This window comes from Thalassoglobus polymorphus (assembly GCF_007744255.1).
In the GTDB taxonomy this organism is placed as follows: domain Bacteria; phylum Planctomycetota; class Planctomycetia; order Planctomycetales; family Planctomycetaceae; genus Thalassoglobus; species Thalassoglobus polymorphus.
Genome location: NZ_CP036267.1, coordinates 4,913,338 through 4,934,354, shown reverse-complemented (window position 1 = coordinate 4,934,354; position 21,017 = coordinate 4,913,338). Strand labels below are relative to the sequence as shown.

Sequence of the window (21,017 nt, the reverse complement as noted above, 5' to 3'; positions counted from 1 at the left end):
ATCGCGGAGTATTGGAACAATGAAGGTCCGTTCAAGCGTCAAACGCATTTGTGACCAGTGTAAAGTCGTTCGCCGTAAAGGGAAGAACTTCGTAATTTGTGCAGCGAATCCTCGGCATAAACAACGCCAAGGCTAAATTCGCGTGCGAGGAGTGAAAGGTCTGTATCGACCAGTCACTTTGTCAATTGATAACTGGCGGATTCTCTGAATTCGATGATAGTTATGAATTACGTAAGTTCAGCGATACAAAGACGTTTCGACTAAATAATTGCGAACAGAATCATAATCAGGAAGTACGATCATGCCTCGTGTTTTGGGGGTAGATATTCCCAACGAAAAGCCAACGTACATCTCATTGCAATACCTGCATGGGATTGGCGAGAAATCTGCCATTGATATTTGCCGGAAGTTGGGGTTGGATACGCAACGTCGTGCTCGTGAACTCAGCGAAGACGATATCCAGCGTGTCAACAACCTCCTCGATACCGACTTCGTGGTGGAAGGTCAATTACGACGTCAAACAGGCGAAAATATCGCTCGTTTGCGTTCTGTGCAGTGCTACCGTGGTGTTCGACACCGTCGTGGGCTTCCTGTGCGTGGCCAAAACACACAAACAAACGCCCGTACCCGTAAAGGTGGCAAGAAAACTGTCGCGGGTAAGAAGGGTGTGAAGGATATGCGTCACTAAGAGAAATGCGTCACTTAGATTGTGTCGTGGCTGATTCTGGGTTCGAACTCACTGCTTGAGTCACTCAGAGCAATAGTCCCGTTATCAAAGTGCAAGGTTGAGTCAACAAAAGCACTCAATCATTTCATTACCCAAATTTTCATCACTTTTGCTTGGGGAGTTCTGTCCGTGGCCAAGGCCAAACAGAAAAAGCGTACGCGACGCAATGTCAATCGCGGAATTGCACATGTCAAAGCGACATTCAACAACACTCTAATCTCCATTTCGGATACGAACGGGGATGTATTGTGCTGGGCGTCTGCTGGGACAGTTGGATTCAAAGGATCTCGAAAGAGCACTCCTTTCGCTGCTCAACGAGCTGCTGAAACTTGTGCGGACCGTGCTCGTAAGTATGGGATTCGTGAACTTGAAGTCAAAGTGAAAGGTCCTGGTTCAGGTCGCGAAAGTGCGATCACCGGGCTACAGGTCGGCGGAATTTCAATCAAGGCGATTGAAGACGTGACCCCACTTCCCCATAACGGTTGCCGACCTCGTAAGCGTCGCCGAGTTTGACGAAGTAGTGATCTCACCGGATTTGTTGTCGGTGGATCGATATCGAAGTCAAAGTTGTCGTTTCGTTTATTGGCTTAATCTTTGAACAGGAGACTGCACGGTGCGAATCCGTTGGAGAAATCTCGAGCTTCCAAGTCGTGTTGTTGCTGATCGCGACACCTATACGAACATGTATGGCTGCTTTACTGCAGAGCCATTCGAGCGTGGGTTCGGTCACACACTCGCGAACAGCTTACGGCGTATTCTACTTTCGAGTCTTGAAGGAAGTGCCGTCAGCAGAGTGAAGATCGCAAGTGTTCAGCATGAGTTCACCACCATTCCCGGTGTGGTTGAAGACATCACTGATATTTGCTTGAACCTGAAGTCTCTGGTTGTCAAAAATCATAGCAGCACCAATAAAACTCTTCGAATCGAAAAACACGAGCGAGGAGTAGTCACGGGTGCGGACGTTATTACCGATGATCAGGTTGAAGTGATCAATAAAGATTTGATCATTGCGACAATGACCGACGATGTTCCACTGAGCATGGAACTGACCGTCGAAAATGGTCGTGGTTATGTCTCTGCAAAAGAGGCATACGAGAACAGCCCTGAGTTGGGAATTATTCCACTCGACGCAGCGTTTTCGCCTGTGACTCGCGTGCGGTATAAAGTTGAAGACACTCGTGTTGGACAACGAACCAACTACGACAAACTGACACTGGAAATCTGGACAGACGGAACAGTTAATCCAGAGATGGCACTGGTTGAAGCTTCGAAAATTCTTCGTAAGCACCTTAACCCGTTCATCAACTACCAGGAACCTGGTCCGGAACTTCCACCGGAGGCAGGCCTCAAAGGAATGCTCGAACAGACCGGGTACTCTCCAATCGATCTCGAATTGGAAGAGAAACTCAACCGCAGCCTGGCAGAGTTGAATCTCTCTGTCCGTGCGACAAACTGTTTGGAGTCGGAAGGTATTAACACTGTACGTGATCTTGTCTCACGCACTGAGGATGCCTTACTGACTGTTCGCAACTTCGGAGAGACAACTCTCACTGAAGTTCGTGAGCAACTGACCGAACTTGGACTCCGTTTGGGAATGCGAGTTCCTGAACGAAGCCGACTGTAAAAAGTTAGCTGCCGAGATTCATAATCTGATTACAGGCAACCAGCCTAGTTTATTGAAACAGAGATCGTTGCTGCCGTACGGTGGCGAATTTCACTCTTAACAGAGTGATCGACTGGATGATGACCCATGCGACATAGAATGAGTGGCCGTAAACTCGGCCGGAATGCAAGCCATCGGAGAGCCATGTTTCGCAACATGGCAGCCAGCCTGATTAAAACCGTCCGAGCCGACGAGGGCGACGAAGGGGCACCTAAAGTTCAAGGTCGAATTGTGACCACTGTTGCGAAAGCAAAAGAACTTCGCCCGTATGTTGAAAAACTCGTCACGCTCGCTAAGAAAGCTCAAAAGCACGAAGAGAAGGCTGAGCAGTACGCGACTACCGCAGAACGTAACACTTCTGAATGGAAGTCGTGGCGTGGATCAGATCAGTGGAATCAATGGAATCAAGCCATTGCTCCTGCGATCGATTATCGTCGGCGTGCTTTTGCACTCCTTCGGGATAAAGACGCTGTCGACATTTTGTTCTCGGAGCTTGGCGAGAGATTCGCAGACCGAAACGGCGGTTACACACGGATTGTCCGCTTGGCCAAAGTTCGACTCGGAGACGCTGGTGAGCAAGCTCTGATTGAATTTGTCGGCGTTCGTGACCGTGTTAAAATCACACAGACTGCTCCTGTAGTCGTTGACGACGAAGAGCCAGCAGATGAAGGTTCATCTGTTGAGGGTGAATCAGAATCTACTGAGCAAACCGAGTCACCAGAAGCAGAAGCTTCTGAAGAGACTCCAGAAGTTGAAGCAAGCTCGGAAGAAACAGACTCAGAAGAAGCGAAGAAAGAAGAGTAAACAACTCTTTCTTGCATCAGAGATATCAAGGCCGCGAGCAATCGCGGCCTTTTTTGTTGCTTACTCTGTTGCTTGATTGTGCAGTGGGCTTCTTCGGGCTTCTTCAATCATGCCAGGCATCGCAGGTCAAACGACAGGGCGTTGGGTTTTCTCTTCCCGTAAAGATCTGTCTGTTTGTTTGTTTGTTTGTTTGTTTCCTGTTCACTTCTTCTTGCGTGAACTCCACCGTCCTGCGGCGACGAGCCCTAATAAAAATCCTACTACTAATGTAATGAATAGTAGGGTCGCTCGTGGCATGGAAATCGTTGTGAAGAGAACTTTTGTCTCTACGACCGCTGTGTTCTGAAGCACGATAATTAGGACAAGTAACGCGGCGATCACACTGGCGATAATTTTAGCTTTCTTCATTTCGTCTTCCAGTTTGTTTCGGTGGTTGCGGTTTGCAACTCTATCGGTGTATCACAATACGAAACAAGTCACTCTTCTGATTGGCTGCCTGCCTCGCTGTTTTCTGTACGGGCGACCTCATTTTCTGACGTCTGCGATGGCTCATTTGGATTTGCTCGCAGGTCGTAGCAAGCGATTTCAGTTGCGTTACGAACCAATGCTTTACCGTATGCTATTGCAAGTGGATTCCACGTTTTGGCATCTTCGGAGAGGACTTTTAAAACACTCGCTTCAATCAGTCTTTCAGGATCAGGTTCGATGAGTACCAAGTCTCCTTTTTCTGTCAGGAGGACAATGTGGTCGTCCCACAGCAGCATTTGTCCATGTCCGTAGCGGCCTCGAAGTTCCGTTCGTCCCCCTTTCCATTTTCGTTTTCCGGTTTTGGGGTCCAGGCAAACCATGATTCCTTCGTCCAAGCCATAGATGTAGCCGTTGTAGTAGACAGGGTTGGAGAACTTGCTGCGAAGTTGTGTCGATGCCCAAATTTCATTTTGCGTCCAACTGTTGTCAGAGTACTTGAGTTCGAGTAGCACACTGCCAGCAGCATACCCTGCAGAAAACATCACGCGGTTCTCATCCAGCACGAGCGGTTGGACGACGTTGATATAGTCTCCTGCGACAAATGGTCGAGACCAGAGTTCTTTTCCGGTGTTGGGATCGTTTCCACGGAAGCCAGCTCCATCAAAGTTGAGGATGACTTCTTGCCCGGAGATTTCTGCGAGCATTGGAGAGGAATATCCCGGGATGGTGACGCCGTGAATTCCTTCAACCGCATCGACGCCGGTTTTGAATTCTTTCAGCTCGAGATTTGGATCTGGCAATCCCTCACTTTTCCAACTGAAGTCTCCTGTGTCAAGTTTGTATGCGACAAGACCGTTGCCTTGTTGCTCAAGTGCAGACTTGGTCGGGTTTTTTAACCCTCCAATATTGACGATCACATGATCGTTGTGGATGAGTGGCGAAGAGGTCATTCCCCAGGTTGTGGTCGGCAATTGAAATTGCTGCAATACATTCACATGCCATTTCGGTTTGCCTGTTTTCAAGTCTAAGCAATAGAGGTCGCCGTAGCATCCAAATGAATACACGGCGTTCTGGTGGATTGTTGGTGTTGAACGTGGGCCCGGGCCACCAAGGGCGTTGAAGTACGCTGGATAGCGATGTTCCCAAAACTCGTTCCCTGTCTCGATATCATAAGAGACGACAGCTTCGTGCTTGCCTCGTTGTTCCATCGTAATGACAATGGGGTCAACGATTGAAAACGAAGAGTAGCCTCCACCGATGGGATGTCTCCAGAGTTCAGTCGGCGGGTTGGACTCCCAGTCTGTTCGCAACTCGGGACCGATCACCACTCCGTCTCGGTGGATCCCTCGATAGGCAGGGACATCTTCTGGGGAAAATTGTGCGACCTGTTCAATTTTTTCTGTTGAGGCTACTTCGGAGGTTTGTTGGTACTCTTGCAGTATTTCCTGTGGTGATTTTTCCCAGCGATACTTAAAGCTAAGAACCATGTCGCCGTCAAAGTCGGGGCTTCGGATCGATACAAGCCAGATGATCAGGCCAATGAGCAGTGGTAAGCCGATGGGCAAAGTGACTTTGCGGCTAAGAGGCGAAAAGCAGAACCACCAGAGAATGATCAGCAGACCCGACAGTGCAATTTGTGAGTAAGTGATGAGGTTTACGACCGCGACACCGACTGCAGGGTCCCAGAAAAGTCGCATTCCCAATTGCATCACGAGGAATACGATGAGCATCCATTTGAGGAAAACGCCGAATCGGCTCCTCTCTTGGGAAGGACCTTCGGGCGTCGCCGGATGCGGCTCAGTAGGTGGATTAGTGGAATCGTGGGTCATGTTGAATCTCCGGCCATGTCAGCCGTTTTGTTGCTTTTCAGTAGCTTTCTTAGAGAAGCATCTGATTCAGACGAGCGAACGTCAAGTAGCAAGGGAAATTCCTGTTGCATTCGAATGAAGCAATCGGCATCTCTGTTGTGTTCCACTCTCAAGCTTGTCTGTAGCATTTTCTAATGCTTGTCGTGCCTGTGGAGAATCCGTTTCACTTATCAACTTGCTGTTCACCATGAGGCGGTACCTGAAATTCAAATCGGAGAATGCCTTAGCGGTGAAGTCTCGGGTGGAATTGTGGTCTGTTACCCATGGGTTCTTTCGATGCAGCTTCCCGGGAGACGACGAACAAGGCGTTTCATTTCCAGAACGGTTAATGTGGACAGAACACGCGATGGCGGCATATCAGCATTCACGAGGACCTGGTCGATTGGGGTGGGGGAGGCGTCGATTAAGTTCAGTACCAATCGCTCCTGTTCATTGAGGTTCAATTCTCGCGGAGTATGAACCGTTGTTTCCGGGGTTGATTGCACTGGTTTGACGAGTGGGCCAAGTGCCTCGATGACATCGCTGGCGTTTCGGATCAGCTGGGCTCCGTCGCGGATCAGGTTGTGTGTGCCTTCGCTGGCTGCACTGTCGATGCGACCGGGCACTGCGAAGACCTCTCGACCCTGTTCAATGGAATGTCTCGCCGTATGCAGCGATCCACTGCGCAGCCCCGCTTCTACGATAATGGTTCCTAACGACAACCCCGCGATGATACGATTTCGCTGAGGGAACAGCCCTTTCTGCGGTCCGCGTTCGAGAGGAGATTCAGAAACGAGTGCTCCTTGATTGATGATTTCGCGAGCTAAGTCTTTGTGTTCTGGTGGGTACATTTTCAGAAGTCCGGGAGCACAGACTGCGATTGTTCTGCCACCGGCGTCTAAAGCTCCGCGATGGGCTGCCGCATCGATTCCTCGTGCCAAACCACTCACAACGACGATGCCTGCTCGCGCGAGAGCTCCGGCGAGTATCGTTGCCTGTGTTCGGCCGTAGTGCGTGCAGTGTCGTGAACCGACAATCGCCACTGCGAGAGTATCGGATTCGATGAGCGTGCCGTTTACGTACAACACTGGTGGAGTGTCACATGTTTCAGTAAGCATGCGAGGGTAGTGTGACGAGTTTTTGGGAAGGATTGAGATGCCATGTTCGTTGGCTTTCGCGCATTCCTGCTGAGCTTCTTCGAGATTACGTCGAGAAGAAATCGCGGCAGAGACCTTTGGGCCGATCCCTTGAACAGCGAGTAAATCTTGTCCAGAGGCAGCAAAGATGGCTTGAGCTGATCCGAATCGGTCAAGCAGTAATGTTTGTAATCTTGGTCCAAGTCCTGGGGTGAGGTTGAGCTGGACAGCGGCGAGAGTTTCAGGATCCATGTTGACCGACATAATCTCACTGTTTCTTGAGTTCCAATAATGGAGCAGTTATTCAGACGAGGGGAAGACCATTTGTGGGGCGAGCAGCATCTTGCGATTTTCGGTAATGGCGACGAGTCGTCCCTGTTCGTCAATCACGATTATCTTCTCAGCATCAGCATCAGCATCAGCATCAGCATCAGCATCAGTGGCAGCGTTCAGACTGAGACATTCAGGGCGAATCGAAACTTCCCGACCGTGGCGAATCAGTTGGGTTTCTTCGGCGTTCGCGGTGTACTTTGGGAACGCCTCGAAGAGAATCAGTGGAGACTGATGTTCTTGCTGGATTCGTTCTAGATCCAGTTCATCGACCGGGATGGAATCTTCGAGAGTAAAGGGGCCGATCGATGTTCGTGTCAAACTCGACATCACCGCTTCCGTTCCGGCTTTGCGGGCGATGTCGCGACCGAGTGAGCGGACATAGGTCCCGGTTCCACAGGTCATGGAGAGAGTCATCGAATGGTTGTCAAACTCGGAGAGCTCAAGACGGTCGATGTTCACTTTCCGGGCAGAGAGCTCAACAGTTTCTCCTCGGCGCGCAAGGTCGTATGCTCGTTCCCCTTTGACCCAAACTGCGGAATAGACAGGGGGGACCTGTTCAATTTCGCCAAGAAACTCGGGAAGCAAGCTTTTGATTGTCTCCTCGGTGAGGTCTTCGGGAATCGGGACCGATTCGAGTGTTCCTTCGAGGTCGTCCGTTTCACTTTTTTTTCCGAGGTGGAAGCTTCCATCATACGACTTTGGGAACTCGTGAATGTACGGGACGAGCTTGGTCGCCTTGCCGATACAAACCAGTAAAACGCCCGTTGCCAAAGGGTCGAGAGTTCCCGCGTGGCCACATTTCACTTTGCGTCCGACGATCCGGCTCACACGATTAACGACATCTCGCGAGGTCCACCCCGCGGGCTTGTTAAGATTCAAAATTCCAAACATCAACCTGAATTCTTCAACTGATTAGAGCGTTTTAATGCGTATCGTGTTCGTGAAGTTCACTTTCATGACTTCTTGTGCTGCTCGCCACGAGGCAGAACCCGAACACCAATCCGAAAGATGCTTTAGCGATCGTAAAAACTGAACAAGAAGCCTGAACTCCAGAACTCTTTGGCGAAATGAATTGAAGCTCAGTCTTGGAACCAGTCCGAAAACCTCTGGAATAGCTGCTTCGCTCAACGTTTGAGAGAGCGATTTCAAGTTTTAGGGGCAGTTCTAATAAGAGTTGGACTTCAGGCCATGTTGAGAGCCGAACAGGTACATCGCTCGTGGAGTGCTCGCTTCCAGGATTTTACTGAAGGGGTCGATGTTGATTTCCGGTTGCCGAGCGGTCACGCTGAGCAAGCTTTCCGTGAAAGAAAGTGGATAAGTGTAATCGATGACCTTGGCGGTTTTGAGACCGAGCTTTTCCTGGAGCTTGGTGAGCGAATCTTCTTCGAACGAAATCTCATCGGCCAGTCCGTTCTTGATGGCCTGATTGGCAGTGTAAACTTGCCCGGTTGCCAGTTCGCGGACTTGTTCGAGGCTCAGGTTTGAGCGGTTTTCAGCGATCACAGAGAGGAAACGATCGAAGGAATCTTGAATGATCGCATCCCAAACTTCTCGTTCGCGTGCGGACATTTCCTTCAGTGGGTTCAGCGTATCTTTGAGCGGTCCAGTTGCCAGAGAGTCTGCTTTCACTCCGATTTTGTCAGCCAGTTCAGTGACGTTGTAGCGTGGAACAATCACGCCGATTGATCCGGTCCATGTTGTCGGTTCGACATAAACGGGGGCATCCGGTCCGGCACCCATCGCGATGTAATAGCCTCCCGAAGCGGCAATCCCCTTCATTTGGACGAACACAGGCTTCTTTTCAGAAAGCTTTTTGATCTGGTGGTAGATCTCATGGCTGTCTGAAACGAGCCCCCCCGGGCTGTCGATGACCAACAGCACCCCTTTGACTGCATCGTCTTTCGTTGCCTTCTTGATCGCTTTGATGATCCGATTCGTGTACGGATTCATGATCATGAAGTTTGCCTCGATACGAGCAATTTTCGCATCTGCGAGGGTATCGCCGGAATGGAACTTTTCATTCGGAGTGTTGGTATCGCTCGTCAAATCCCCCACGCTGGCAAGTAATCCCAGGTTGAGCATCAGGGAAAAAGCGAGGGCAAAAAGAAGGAACATCAATAGCAAACGGCGTCCTGGTTGCTGAATGATGATCGTCGGAGTGCCTTTTTCGCCTTTGTGGAGGACTGTTTGGTTCATGTTAAAACACGCAGTTTAGGGTGGAGGTAGTAATCGTTCGTCTTATATCACTTCGTGTCGTTGTTCCAGTCGAAACGAATGAGATTGTTGTGAGTGCGGTCAAACCATGGTGCTGTCTCGGACGATACCTTTCTCAGCGACCAGTTGTCACGACTGTGACTACTGTGTCGTTTATCCGTATCAGTTGAGCGTCCACGTTACTGTTTGTTGCGAGTGTGAGACACAACCGGGAAGTCGAACTTGTTCCCGTTGTGTGAGGGTATCTGAAACCAGCTCAAAACAACAATCCAAGCGTGGTCATCGGCTTTCATGATTTTGACGAATCGGAAGCAGAGGACACTATGAGTCTTTCCCGGAACCTGTTCAAGGACGCCCGTTTCTTGCTGATTGCCTCCGCATCAGGAATTTCCCTTTTTGCGTCTCACCTTCCCAGTGAAGCGTTTGACTCGGTCTTTTCTCGACCGCGTCAGGCAGTCATTCAACAGAAGGCCGAGCCTGCTCGGTTGCAAATTTCGAATTCGGACGTCCGTTCGATTTCGACAGTGAACAGCGCCTCTCCCGCAACTGGCCAAATGGTGCAAACCCAGTATCAACAGCCTTCGTCAGCAAGTGATCGGGTGAAAAGCTTGTATGGCGGCGCGCAGACGCAAACGACCACGCAGCCAATTCAAGCCGCTCCCGCTCCTCGACAGCAAAGTATGTCACAGCCGCAAGGGGCTCAGCACATGTCGCAACAATATGGTGTGAAGCCACAGGCGCAGCAGAGGTATGCACAGGCAGTTCAACAGCAACCGCCTGCAATTCAAACTCAGCAGCAGCAACAATCCGCGGTGACGCAACCTGTAGTGTCTCAAACTGCAGTGACGCAAACTACAGTGACGCAAACTGCAGCGACACGTTCGAATAAACGGTCCTTCTTTGATCGATTCGTCGGAAAACTTCGGGGGGATCACAACATTCCTGAGGGGCCACCTCAAGATCCGGGGATGCGATACACACCTGTTTCAAAGGCTCCCAGTCAGCCACCGCAGAGAATGGCTCCTGTTCAAACACATAAACCAGGGAAGTTCGTCCCGCCACCGGTGCCGGGCGTGAGTGAGAGTACTCCAATTGTGAGTGTGCCAACTGGAAGAAAGACATTTGTTCCGCCACCGGTTCCGGGTGTCGCCTCCTCAGAGCCAGCTGCGAATTCGATGGTCGCTCCGAAGACAGCAAATGCTCCTAAGCCTCGGCTATTCCCTTCGAGTGAATCAGCAAGTCCTGTTGATCATCCGTTGGCAAAGTCGAGTCGACCAACTCCCGTCCCAGCAGCGGTTCCGACTTCGAGTTTCATCCCTCCAATGCCGGGCTCGGGTGATGAAATTGTCTCGGTCCCGAAGCAACCAGCCAGGCCGCAAACTGCTGCTTTAGAACCAGCAGCTCAAAGTTTTCCTGAGCTGAAAGCGATTATGGAAGGTCCGCAGTCTGAGGCTTCTGCCCAGAAAAGTGTTGTGAAAACGGTTCCTGAAGAATCACCAATTACGATTCAGATTACCGAAAAGAAACAATCAGGCACGACCTCTCGATCTTTGCAGGCTCCGAAGTCGGAAGCGAAACTTCCAAAGCTGGAAATGGCTGTCCAGCCGGCTCCTCAAGTCGAGAAGAAAGTTGCTGAGACCAAAGAGATTCCTATGGTCCCACCAGCCACGATTCTAGAGGTTCCTGTTCCTGAGGTGATGGAAATTCCAGCACTCACAGCAACTCCGAAAGCTGCACCTGCACCTGCAACTGCAAGTACGGAACCGTTGGAATCGGTCGATCCACTTGCGAATCCTTTCCCGGATGATGTGAAGCAGAATGTCAATTCTGATGAAGAGACTGTCGAAATTGCTCAGTCGAACGATTCACCATCTACAGGAATGGAGCAGGTCGCACTTCCAGCTTCACCAGATGAAGATGAAAGTCAGTCCACGGAAACTCCTTATACAGGGTTGGCTCTTGAGGGAGATTTGTTCCTGAAGGCTAAAGTCCCTGCACCCGCCGAGCCAAGTGCTGAAGAGCTTCCGATGCTCCCCGATTTGCCAGCTTCAGAGCCGGAAAGCAAGAGTCAGTTAGCACTCGCCCCGTCAATGCCAGAACTTCCTTTGCTTCCTGCACCTGGAGAGATCAGTGAGCTCTCCAAGATGGAGAAAGACGAAGTGAAAGAGGCTGAAGTCGCCGCGAAAGCTCCAGTTGAATCAAATCCGTTCGCGAAAAGCATGGAGAAGGCTGAAGGGAGTGCAACAGAGCAAAAGGTAGCTGTCGAAACGAAGCTTCAAGCTCCTGAATTCCCTGAGCCAAAACTGACTCAGTCGAAAGAAGCCCCTCGACTTCAAGCACCGAAGTTGACAGCCCCAGAAACGAAAGTGGCTCAGCCACCAGAGAAGCCAAAAGTGAGTGGACGGCAATCGAAGATGGAACTGATTGCCTCTCGCAAAGGGATGACCGGTTTGAAAGGTTTCTGCCCTGTGAAGCTGCGAGATTCTCGTGATCTCGTTGATGTGAGTGATGAATTCTCAGCCACATTCAATGGTAAAGAATATCGCTTTTCGTCAAATGAAGCCTTGCAGGCATTCATTGCAAACCCAGAGAAATACGCCCCAGCGATTCATGGCAGCGACGTGATTCACCTAAGCTTGACCGGTGAAGAGCAAGAAGGTTCGCTCGACCATGCCGTCTGGTACAAAGGTCGCCTCTACTTGTTCACAAGTGTGGAGACGATGGAAACTTTCGTGGCTGCTCCAAGTAGCCACTTGACTGCCCTTTAGGATAATGCAGTCTGTAAGCTGACGAGGCTTTGCCTCACCTGTGGTGCGTTGAATTGAGACGCCACTCAAAGTAGACGCCGCCCCTGTTCGAGAATTCTCGAACAGGGGCTTTTTTATTGATTCGCGATAACCCGGATTCTTCATTAGCCAAACTCGGTAGGGACCGCTGTGCGGGCCGGATTGAGTTTGCTTCCGTTTGTGAACCGCGATCCCGATGCGTTGGGGATGTGAACACCGCGCGTCTCTGCGGTGTTGGGTCACGACTCAGCCTACAGGTAGTAAACAAGGCCACCTTGGCAAGGATGCTTGATTCTAATTGTTTTAGAAGATAGACCTGTTATTTAGGTGGGAGTGTCTTATGAAAACTTAATTTGTTCAGTTGGGGCCAGTCTATGTTGAAGTTCCGAGTTACGTGTCCAGAATGTTATGCAAAACTGACAGTCGAGAGCCGACTAATGGGCAAGGAGGTTACTTGCCCCGGGTGCAAACAGCGAATCAATTTACCGTCAGTTTCATGTTCGAGTACGGCTGGTGATATTTCAATCGAGGATTTCGTTGATCCGGATTTGGCAGAATGGCGCAACCAGCCTAAGAAGGAAATTTATGGAACAGGATATGGGGAGCATGGCAATAGTCATCCACAAACCCGAAACAGTCAATCTCAAGAGCGACTTACCTTGGCTTTGACGAAATGCAAAGATTGCGATGGCAAGGTCAGCACTCGAGTAAAAAATTGCCCGCACTGTGGTGCATCAATGAAACAGAGAACGCATCCCGCGACGATGGGGTGTGCCGTTATGTTTGCGGTCAGTGCGATCCTTTTTTTGTGTTGTGGTGGGCTGGGAAATGTAAATGATAGAGGTCGTGAGTTTAATTTCTCTGACGCCACTGATTTGAGGCCGGGCTACTTAGATGATTCGAATTTGATGAACTCTGAGAACTCCAAATCACGGAAGTGGTACGAAGGAGGCACACTTCATAAGAAATCTGCACTCGATTGGCAGGGTAGCAATCATCCTGACAAGCTCGCAACTTGTTCTGATTTTGTTGCAGCCATGTGGCAGAACGAAAAATTCGTGCCTCGAATTCAGAATTCAATAGACTCTGTTGATGACATGAAACCGTATGCTCAAGAATTGGTTGAGTACATCGATGTTGCAACGAGGCGTGATCCAGATCCTGAACAGAACAGACGATTGTTTACGAATCAGACTGTAGCCGCCATGGCTCTATTGGGAATTATTGAAATGGGATGGCTAAAATGATAATTGCATAGATCTAGCGAAAGTAGGGACCGCTGTGCGGGCCGGATTGAGTTTGCTTCCGTTTGAAAACACCGAACTCCCGATGTTCTGGGGATGTGAACACCGGGAGTTGTTTATTAATAATGGCATCAGAAGTTTTGGAGAACGAGACATCAGGGTCAGCAAAGCGGACCCTGATGTTCTCAATTCGTGAATCAGTCACGCAGGTCGTAGCTGAGTAGTTTGTTGCCTTCGCGAAGGTAGAGTTTGCCGCCGGTGATGACGGGGTGTGACCAACTTGGACGGCTTCCGCTTCCGGGGACTTCGAAACTTCCAACTTCTTCGAACTTCTCCGGTGATGCCTTGGCGAGTGTCATTGTGCCGTCGGTGTATCGAATGTAGATGTGTCCATCGGCAGCAGCCATGGAGGCTGAGTTTCTTCCCGAACCGCGTGCTTTCCAGCGAATCTCTCCAGTCATCAAATCCGCACAGAATGGAATTCCTTTGTCGTCAGAATCGCCATAGAGTGAGTCCCCGACGAGAATGACTCCACCATGCTTGTTGGCAAGATGGGGAGTGATGGGATAGATCTCCTCGACCGTAACTTCACCCTCTTTGCCAGGGACCTGTTTCAAGAGAGCTCCCCCACGGTTGTAACCGGCTGTAAAGAAGACAAGGTCGTCACGGACAATTGGCGTCGGAATGACAGCGGTTGTTTTATCGATTTCATAACTCCAGAGGAGTTTGCCATCCTCGGCACGCACGCCCATCGCTCCGCTGCCGGTGGTCGTCACGTAGACTTTTGTTCCGCCGATATTTGTGATCAGTGTTGAGGCATGGCCAGCTCCACGATCTCCGTCACGGACGGTCGTCCAAATGACTCTTCCGTTCATCTTGTTCAGAGCGACCATCGTATTCTTCGTGCCACCGGGAGTTACGACCAGCGTGTCTCCGTCGATCAATACTGATTCGCTGTATCCCCAGCTATCAGCCTTCTTTCCGTTGAACTCTTTTTTGAGATCCTTGTTCCAGACTTTTCTGCCTTCGACGGTGGCGCAGATCAGCTTGCCGTGTGCGGTGAGCACGTACACGCGATCCTTATCAACGGTCGGCGTACTGCGTGAACTTTGCCACGACTCTTTTCCGTTTGTCCAGGCGGGGCCAGTTCTTAACTTCCAGAGTTGCTCTCCGGTTTGTTGGTCGAAGCAAAACAGAAATTCATCATCGTTTCTCTCACCGGGGATGGTGTCGCCCATCGTATAGATGCGACCATCAGCGATGGCAAGACTCGAATAGCCTCGACCGAGGCCATCGGTTTCCCACAAGAGTTTCGGACCAGACTCTGGCCAGCTTGTCAGTAAGTTTTGGTCAGGGGAAACAGCTGTCCGTGCGGGACCGCGAAAGGTGGGCCAGTCTCCATCCGGTTTAGCAGCGAATGAGACTTGTACGCATGTCACTGTGAGGATGCAGGTGAGGAGTGATTGGAGAGAACGCAACATCAGTTCGCCTATCTGATCGCTGGAAGTGGCAGGTCAACGCAGACAACTTCGCTGCGTTTCGAGTGAGGATTAATTTAAAACCAGTCCGGAGTCTATTGGAAGGATTGACTCGCTCAGTGTTTGGGAGAGCAAGTTCAGGTTTCAGGATTGGTTCTAGAGAGTTTCGGATTCTCAACGGAGAACGTCAATGGATCGTTCGATATGTCCGGCAGAAATTTTCATTCTCAGGCTTTGCGTTTTTACCTGTGAAGTGGGGCGTAATTTGCAAATCGGAGGATAGAAGAGGATTGTTTTTGGTTTTCCGATGAGTCGCCGCACTCACAATTGTCGGCTGCGGTGCACGTTGAAGCGGCACTTCGGGATAGGCAAATGAACGGGTTAGGCAAACGGAACTGGGCTGGAAAGCTTGGTGAAGGCTGCGAGCGGTCTATCTCGTATGAATTGCCCGGTCGTCACGATGAGTGAAGTCACTCAGGATTTCGTAACGCAAACCGCCCACATCTGGACCGTAAATCTCTGTCGCATCCTGCAGGAACCGTTTGCATTCTGCAAATTCAGGGCGCACTTTAATTCTAGAGCAGTTGCAATATCAGTCTTCGCATTTTGCTTCGGGGCGAGCAGTCTGTGGAGTCGTGAAAGTGCTCAGCTCGGGCGGGAGGATCACGAATGTAATCTAGGGAGCTTCGGGGGTTTATTCGGAGCTGGAGGTGATGTGGTGTCGAGTCTGGAAATAATTTTGAAAGGAAAGCTGAAAGGAATTCAAAACTACTGAGTACACACAGTGTCCCGTTAGGGAATGTCCTGTTAAGGCTTGTGAGCCCATGATTATATGAAATTCCAATTCGGCGCCGGGTGAGAGCCGGGAGCAACTAGAGCAATTTGCTCTACCGTGTGCCCGTGAAGAACGCATTTCTCTAGTAAAAATGCCGTTCACCACGAGGCAGAACCTGCAAACCAATTCGAAAGATGCCCTAGAGGATTGTTCCGTCTTGTGTTGTTGAACTCAGCGATTGATGTCAAGAAACGCGATCTTTCTTGAATCCGGATCTTGCAAAGTGGTCGAGCCCAAAAGTTGAGGGCAGCCGTAAAACTTTTTTGAATCTGAACTTCAAATTGAATGCCCTGCCCATCCCCCTAAGAGTGATGCCCGCCTCCTGTGCAAGTGCTCGCACTGCTGACGTACTGGTTACTGGTTGGTCTGTAAGCCCCCCAAAAAAGAAAGCTCCAGAGGCTGTGATGCCACAGACACGTATTTCGTTACTCGCACAAATCCGAGACCTTTCTGATTCCGAAAGCTGGTCGGAGTTTGTGGCAATTTATTCACCCGTGATTACGAAAACGGCTCTGCGGTTTGGAGTGCAGCCTGAGGATGTCGACGACATCCGTCAAGAAGTTTTTGTGCAGATGATGGCGACGATTCAACGGTTTTCGAAAGATGCTCGTAAAGGACGCTTCCGGAATTATCTGGCACAGATCACTGCAAATAAAATCAGAGACAGGTGGAGGAAGTCTTCGCGTCAATCAGGAAATATTGAAAACCCGGCGTTGATTCCTGATGAAGCTGAAACGACAGAAATGTTTGAGGAAGAACTGAATCGGCAGGTTATGGCATCGGCATTACTCCGAGTTCGCACGCAGGCGCGCGAGACAACCTGGAACTGTTTTCATCAGCACGTTTTGTTGAAACGTAGTGCTGCATTGGTTGCGCAAGAATTGAAGATCACGGAGAACGCTGTGTACGTCAACAGTTCCCGGATCACAGCTCGCGTTCGTGAAGCCGCTCACTTCCTGAAGAAAGAAGCCGATTGTGCCCAGCCTGTGCTGCCTAAGTGAAGAAGCGTTATGGAATTGCGTCACCACGTCAGCTGAAGGAGAGGTCGGCGAGAATTATGACCACCTCGAAGATTGCGTCGATTGTCGGAGTCGGTTTGAGCGTTTGAGGGGGTCTATTGATGAGATTTACCAACTCGTTGATCTCGATCAATTCGTCGAAAGAGAGAACAACTTCGATAAGCGAACCGATGAAGCTTTCTCATTTTTTGTTGAAGCGGAATGTCATGCCGAACATGAATGCGAGGCGGTTCAATCTCCGCTCCTTGCTGGTCAGGTTTTGATTTCCAAGTATCGAGTTGTTCGCCTGCTGAACTCTGGCGGGCAAGGCCATGTGTATCTCGCACAAGATTTTCAGCTGAACCGAAAAGTAGCCATCAAGGTCGCCCGCTTTTCAATTGATGAAAATATTGTCTCTGCCGACACAGTGATTAGCGAAGGTGAACTGCTTGCTAAAGTGAATCATCCACGGGTGGCACAAATTTATGATTGCGGTGTCCATGCGGGACGCCCTTATCTTGTGATGGAATATGTCGAAGGGTGTACGCTCAAAGATTATCTTCGAGATCATCCGCTCTCATCGCGACAGATTCACAAGATGATTCTGGATGTCGCCGTGGCAGTGAAAACGATCCATGCTCATGGGATTTTGCATCTGGATATCAAGCCTGAGAACATCATGGTGACCAAGGATGATCGCTGTAAACTCATCGATCTCGGCGCAGCATGGTTTCAACCACGTTCGTCAGCGAATTCAGAAAAGATCATCGGTGGCACACTTGCTTACATGGCTCCGGAGCAGGTTACGAGAACCGTGTCAGCGATTAGTGAACGGACCGATGTCTTCGGACTGGGGGCGGTCTTGTTTGCATTTCTTTATGGTTTTCCCCCTGGAGTCGATCGTGAGAGTTCCGAACCTTCTGACGCCATTGGGCTCGGGAGTCCGCCAGGAAATCTCGCTTTTAAAGTTGATAAAGATTTGAAGCGAATTTGCTTGAAGGCAATCAGATCTGATCCGAGGCATCGGTATTCGAGTGCTGCTGCTTTTCTGCAAGCGTTGGTGTTGCTGGCGAATCGTCGCAAGGCTCCCTATCTGGTTTCTGCTGGACTCATCTGTTGTCTGACTGGAGTCTTGTCGCAGGTTTACAGTTCGGGAGCGTTTTCTTCTTTGGAATCGCAAACTTTGAGTTCACAGGTCGCTGTGTCACCAGTGAGTTCCAGTGACCGGACCAATGCGAAATACGTGAAGGTGAGCGTTAGAGATGCACCGAATGAATCGGTTCAATTCTGTTTGTGGTCGGAGCGGACTGGCGTTCGTTTCTTTCCTGCGTTCCGAGTCGCTGGGGGTGGCAGAAAAGAGCACCAACTTAAAGGATCGCTTCACGGAGTTGAGCTTCATCCCAGTAACGAACTCTTCGCAGTCTTGGCAGTTGATTCTCAATATCAAGGCGGGCGTGGAGATGCCGCGTTTTCATTCGATCTGAGTCGTAAGCTGAAGAAGATTTCGACTCAGGAAAATCAATGGGATCGTTCCGGGGTGATCCTGACTGAGGGGGACGTCTCGACCGGGCATCAGATCAGGCCGATTTCACATCGAACGTTGTTGACGAATTCCCCACTCATCAGTGGAGTGATTGTGCACGCTCTTGAGCAGCCAAGGACTTCGATGCACTACGATATCCAATTGTCCTTCAACACTCGCGACCCGGCGATCTGCAAGATTCGATCCCAGTGATGTCGAAGATGTTCAGGGAATCCGAAATGTTTAGAACCGGTCCGAAAACCTCTGGAACCACCGCTTTTCTCAATGTTTGAGAGAGCAATTTCAGGTATCAGGATCAGTTCTAGTTTCTGGATGGCCTGTACTGTGGGTTAGGAGCTGTCGGGATTGGAGCCTGTACAGCTTCACGCCAGTTTACCAGGGACTGATACAAATCGTTCGCGATTTCTGGTTGCGACTCGACCATGTTCCGTTTTTCACCGAGGTCTTCGCGAAGGTTGTAGAGCTCGCGATGGCCTGTTTCAAACCATTCAATCAATTTCCAATCCCCTTTGCGGATTGCTCCCGCTGGAGTTGTGCGAAATGGTCCACCTTGTGGATCACCTTTCCCTTGCAGATAACAAGGAAAGTGCCAGAAGATGGCTTCGCGATTCAGGGATGATTGTGAATCCTTTAGCAACGGGACGATGCTTGTTCCGTCCAGTTCGTAGCCGTTCGGTTTTGCGGTCCCTGTCATCTCCAGAAATGTTGGATACAAATCGATTCCGATGATCGGTTCATCACAACGAGAACCAGGTTTTGTGACACCATCCCAGCGACAGAGAAACGGCTCGCGGATTCCACCCTCGTAGAGCATGCCTTTGGCTCCTCTGAGTGGATGGTTCGAGGTTGCTCCTGAATGCCCTCCGTTATCAGAGTAGAAAATCACAATCGTGTTCTTTGTCAGTGAGAGTTCATTCAGTTTCCTCATCACTTGTCCGACACTGTTGTCGACGCTCTCGACCATGGCGGCGTACTTCGAGTTTTTCTGATGCTTCCCAGGTGTTTTTTGATCGTATTTCTGTCTTAAGTTCTCTTCTGCCTGAATCGGTGTGTGGACGGCATAGTGAGTCAGGTACAGAAAGAAAGGCTTTTCCTTGTTCGACTCGATGAAGCGACACGCTTCGTCAGTCAGCCGATTTGTGAGATATTCCCCTGCTTTTTTTTGAGACAAGTTCGGGTATTGATACGGGCTGTGATATCCGCCACCACTGGGACTGCCCCACTCGCGACCAGCGATGTTGACGTCAAAACCTTGAGTGGTCGGATCTTTTCCGAGATGCCACTTTCCCATTGTGGCAGTCGTGTAGCCATTTGTTTTCAACGCTTCAGCGATGGTCACGAACTCTTCGGCAAGCACTGTTTCATTCCCTATCGGTTCCAGTTTACGGTGTTTGTGATTTCCTCGCCGAGGATCGCCCACGGTATAGATTCCGTGTCGTGGAGGATACTTCCCGGACATCAAGCATGCTCGACTGGGAGCACAATTGGGGGCGTTGGCATAAGCATCCGTAAAGATCATCGACTCGGCAGCGAGCTTGTCAATGTTGGGTGTCTCGTAGAATTCGCTCCCCATAAAGCCAACGTCGGCCCACCCTAAATCGTCAATAAAGAAAAAAACAATGTTGGGTTTCTCAGTTCCTTCGCAAGATGCAAGGCCCCCAAAAAACAACAGAAACACGATGCAGAAGAGGCGTGTCATGGTGGAGATTTCCAAGAGATTGTTGGATGATCAGAGCGAAATCGACTGAGTAATCTTAATGAATTCAATTGAGAACGGCACTTCTGCGAGTTGTTGATTGGTGTTTGAGTCGGTTATTCTGAGTTTTCTTTCAGCCTCAGATCAGTCTTATTGCCAACCTGAAGAACGATGACACAGTCGATTCCATTTCCAAGCGATCCTTCACAAGAAGTCCGACTCACGTCAGAGAAACTGACTCCCGTGTTGGAAGCGATGTTCGTAAAAAAGAGCATGTTCCAGTTTGACGCATCAGTCGCAGTTAAGCGAATGCTCGAAGCGGACTTGTACGGAATCCCATCTCACGGGGCAGGTCGAATTTGCGAATACATTGATGCGATCGACCTGGGCGACATCGACCCCAGAGCGCGCGTTCTGGTGCTCAATGAGAATGATGTGATGACAGTCATGGATGGAAGTCGGTCCATTGGTCATGTGGCAGCCACGAAGGCGATTGAGTCCGCTTCGGCAAAAGCAAAAGCTTCTGGCGTGGGTGTTACCGCACTGAGCAACAGTCAGACGTTGGGGGCGGCTTCGGTTTATGTGCGACTTGCAGTTGAGCAAGGGCTGATCGCAATTTGCATGAGCAGCACCGGCGGTGCGACAGTTGCAGCACCAGGAACAAAATCTGGAGCGGTCGGGAATGCAGCTTTTTCCTATGGAGTCCCCATTCAAAATGGTGCTCCGGTCATTTTTGATTCAGCTTGCGGAGCATCGTCTTGGGGAAAGTTGCGATTGCTCCAGCAGTACGGTCTCCCGATCCCCGCAGGGATTGCATTCGATGAGACGGGAGAAGAGGCGACAACTCTGGAGGCTGCCAAAGTGCTCCAGTCTGGCGGCAAGGAATTAGGCTATGGCTTGTCGCTCCTTTGCTCCATCTTGGCTGGCCCATTGTCGGTCGGTCGAATGCCGATCAAAAAAACTCGCTCTGACTCGGCGGAAGACTCTCAACATTTTTTCATCGTCTTTGATATCTCCAGCTTTCAAGATCCAGATCGATTCCATAAGCACCTCAATGCGGGGCTCGATGAAATTCGTGAACTCCCCCCAGAAAATCCGGGAGACCCAGTGCGCATTCCTGGGGATCGAAGCCAGCAGTGCTTCCAGAATTATTCTCAAAATGGAATCCCGTTCCATCGATCAACAATCGACGAAATACGAGCCCGCGCAGAGCAGTTGGGTGTTGTCGTCGAATGGTGAGAGGCC

The 21,017-nt window shown here is 50.2% G+C and carries 16 protein-coding genes; 10 read left to right on the top strand and 6 right to left on the bottom strand.

Annotated features, from left to right (window positions below; translation table 11 throughout):
• Positions 1-19: 19 nt before the first annotated feature.
• The 5 genes from rpmJ (at position 20) to Mal48_RS17775 (ending at position 3,194) form a co-directional block, all read left to right on the top strand.
• Positions 20-136, top strand: a complete 117-nt coding sequence (rpmJ, locus tag Mal48_RS17795) for a 50S ribosomal protein L36 (protein WP_145202693.1) — start codon at positions 20-22, stop codon at positions 134-136.
• Positions 137-301: 165 nt separating this feature from the next.
• Positions 302-688 (top strand): 30S ribosomal protein S13, encoded by a 387-nt coding sequence (gene rpsM, locus Mal48_RS17790; RefSeq protein ID WP_145202690.1) that lies wholly within the window; start codon positions 302-304, stop codon positions 686-688.
• A gap of 168 nt (positions 689-856) precedes the next feature.
• Positions 857-1,240 carry a 30S ribosomal protein S11 gene (rpsK, locus tag Mal48_RS17785; RefSeq protein WP_145202687.1) on the top strand — a complete coding sequence of 128 codons (384 nt, stop codon included), beginning with the start codon at positions 857-859 and terminating at the stop codon, positions 1,238-1,240.
• Positions 1,241-1,340: 100 nt separating this feature from the next.
• The gene (locus Mal48_RS17780; protein WP_145202684.1) at positions 1,341-2,351 is read left to right on the top strand and encodes a DNA-directed RNA polymerase subunit alpha; all 1,011 of its coding nucleotides are present in this window, start codon (positions 1,341-1,343) and stop codon (positions 2,349-2,351) included.
• Between the two features lie 126 nt (positions 2,352-2,477).
• Positions 2,478-3,194: a bL17 family ribosomal protein gene (locus tag Mal48_RS17775; RefSeq protein ID WP_145202681.1), complete on the top strand. Its 717-nt coding sequence runs from the start codon at positions 2,478-2,480 to the stop codon at positions 3,192-3,194.
• Between the two features lie 476 nt (positions 3,195-3,670).
• Here the strand turns inward: Mal48_RS17775 and Mal48_RS17765 are convergent, their stop codons facing one another.
• The 4 genes from Mal48_RS17765 to sppA form a co-directional block, all read right to left on the bottom strand.
• Positions 3,671-5,491: a PQQ-binding-like beta-propeller repeat protein gene (locus tag Mal48_RS17765; protein ID WP_145202675.1), complete on the bottom strand. Its 1,821-nt coding sequence runs from the start codon at positions 5,489-5,491 to the stop codon at positions 3,671-3,673.
• A gap of 296 nt (positions 5,492-5,787) precedes the next feature.
• On the bottom strand, positions 5,788-6,909 hold the full coding sequence (dprA, locus tag Mal48_RS17760; protein WP_145202672.1) for a DNA-processing protein DprA: 1,122 nt from the start codon (positions 6,907-6,909) through the stop codon (positions 5,788-5,790).
• A gap of 36 nt (positions 6,910-6,945) precedes the next feature.
• Entirely contained in the window at positions 6,946-7,869 is a 924-nt protein-coding gene (gene truB, locus Mal48_RS17755; protein WP_145202669.1) for a tRNA pseudouridine(55) synthase TruB, read from the bottom strand.
• A 273-nt stretch (positions 7,870-8,142) separates the two neighbouring features.
• On the bottom strand, positions 8,143-9,174 hold the full coding sequence (gene sppA / locus Mal48_RS17750) for a signal peptide peptidase SppA (RefSeq protein WP_145202666.1): 1,032 nt from the start codon (positions 9,172-9,174) through the stop codon (positions 8,143-8,145).
• Positions 9,175-9,515: 341 nt separating this feature from the next.
• On the opposite strand from sppA, the gene Mal48_RS17745 reads away from it, so the two are divergent.
• The gene (locus tag Mal48_RS17745; RefSeq protein WP_145202663.1) at positions 9,516-11,960 is read left to right on the top strand and encodes a hypothetical protein; all 2,445 of its coding nucleotides are present in this window, start codon (positions 9,516-9,518) and stop codon (positions 11,958-11,960) included.
• 455 nt (positions 11,961-12,415) lie between these two features.
• Positions 12,416-13,225 (top strand): hypothetical protein, encoded by an 810-nt coding sequence (locus tag Mal48_RS17740; RefSeq protein WP_145202660.1) that lies wholly within the window; start codon positions 12,416-12,418, stop codon positions 13,223-13,225.
• 194 nt (positions 13,226-13,419) lie between these two features.
• On the opposite strand, the gene Mal48_RS17735 is transcribed toward Mal48_RS17740, so the two are convergent.
• Positions 13,420-14,703 (bottom strand): PQQ-binding-like beta-propeller repeat protein, encoded by a 1,284-nt coding sequence (locus Mal48_RS17735; RefSeq protein WP_145202657.1) that lies wholly within the window; start codon positions 14,701-14,703, stop codon positions 13,420-13,422.
• A 1,236-nt stretch (positions 14,704-15,939) separates the two neighbouring features.
• Here Mal48_RS17735 and Mal48_RS17730 point away from each other — a divergent pair.
• Both Mal48_RS17730 and Mal48_RS17725 read left to right on the top strand, forming a co-directional pair.
• On the top strand, positions 15,940-16,536 hold the full coding sequence (locus tag Mal48_RS17730) for an RNA polymerase sigma factor (protein WP_197441802.1): 597 nt from the start codon (positions 15,940-15,942) through the stop codon (positions 16,534-16,536).
• Positions 16,511-18,268 (top strand): serine/threonine-protein kinase, encoded by a 1,758-nt coding sequence (locus tag Mal48_RS17725; RefSeq protein ID WP_197441801.1) that lies wholly within the window; start codon positions 16,511-16,513, stop codon positions 18,266-18,268. The genes Mal48_RS17730 and Mal48_RS17725 overlap by 26 nt, the downstream gene beginning before the upstream one ends.
• 109 nt (positions 18,269-18,377) lie before the next feature.
• Here Mal48_RS17725 and Mal48_RS17720 read toward each other — a convergent pair whose 3' ends face one another.
• Positions 18,378-19,775, bottom strand: coding sequence for a sulfatase (locus tag Mal48_RS17720; protein ID WP_145202647.1), 1,398 nt, complete (start codon positions 19,773-19,775; stop codon positions 18,378-18,380).
• 168 nt (positions 19,776-19,943) lie between these two features.
• On the opposite strand from Mal48_RS17720, the gene Mal48_RS17715 reads away from it, so the two are divergent.
• Positions 19,944-21,011, top strand: coding sequence for an Ldh family oxidoreductase (locus tag Mal48_RS17715; protein ID WP_145202644.1), 1,068 nt, complete (start codon positions 19,944-19,946; stop codon positions 21,009-21,011).
• Positions 21,012-21,017 lie beyond the last annotated feature (6 nt).

Bases quoted from the DNA above. Each gene is read 5' to 3' on its own strand.
- rpmJ (WP_145202693.1), top strand. From the start codon at position 20: ATGAAGGTCCGTTCAAGCGTCAAACGCATTTGTGACCAGTGTAAAGTC.
- rpsM (WP_145202690.1), top strand. From the start codon at position 302: ATGCCTCGTGTTTTGGGGGTAGATATTCCCAACGAAAAGCCAACGTAC.
- Mal48_RS17775 (WP_145202681.1), top strand. From the start codon at position 2,478: ATGCGACATAGAATGAGTGGCCGTAAACTCGGCCGGAATGCAAGCCAT.
- Mal48_RS17765 (WP_145202675.1), bottom strand. From the start codon at position 5,491: ATGACCCACGATTCCACTAATCCACCTACTGAGCCGCATCCGGCGACG.
- dprA (WP_145202672.1), bottom strand. From the start codon at position 6,909: ATGTCGGTCAACATGGATCCTGAAACTCTCGCCGCTGTCCAGCTCAAC.
- truB (WP_145202669.1), bottom strand. From the start codon at position 7,869: ATGTTTGGAATTTTGAATCTTAACAAGCCCGCGGGGTGGACCTCGCGA.
- sppA (WP_145202666.1), bottom strand. From the start codon at position 9,174: ATGAACCAAACAGTCCTCCACAAAGGCGAAAAAGGCACTCCGACGATC.
- Mal48_RS17745 (WP_145202663.1), top strand. From the start codon at position 9,516: ATGAGTCTTTCCCGGAACCTGTTCAAGGACGCCCGTTTCTTGCTGATT.
- Mal48_RS17740 (WP_145202660.1), top strand. From the start codon at position 12,416: ATGGGCAAGGAGGTTACTTGCCCCGGGTGCAAACAGCGAATCAATTTA.
- Mal48_RS17735 (WP_145202657.1), bottom strand. From the start codon at position 14,703: ATGTTGCGTTCTCTCCAATCACTCCTCACCTGCATCCTCACAGTGACA.
- Mal48_RS17730 (WP_197441802.1), top strand. From the start codon at position 15,940: ATGCCACAGACACGTATTTCGTTACTCGCACAAATCCGAGACCTTTCT.
- Mal48_RS17720 (WP_145202647.1), bottom strand. From the start codon at position 19,775: ATGACACGCCTCTTCTGCATCGTGTTTCTGTTGTTTTTTGGGGGCCTT.
- Mal48_RS17715 (WP_145202644.1), top strand. From the start codon at position 19,944: ATGACACAGTCGATTCCATTTCCAAGCGATCCTTCACAAGAAGTCCGA.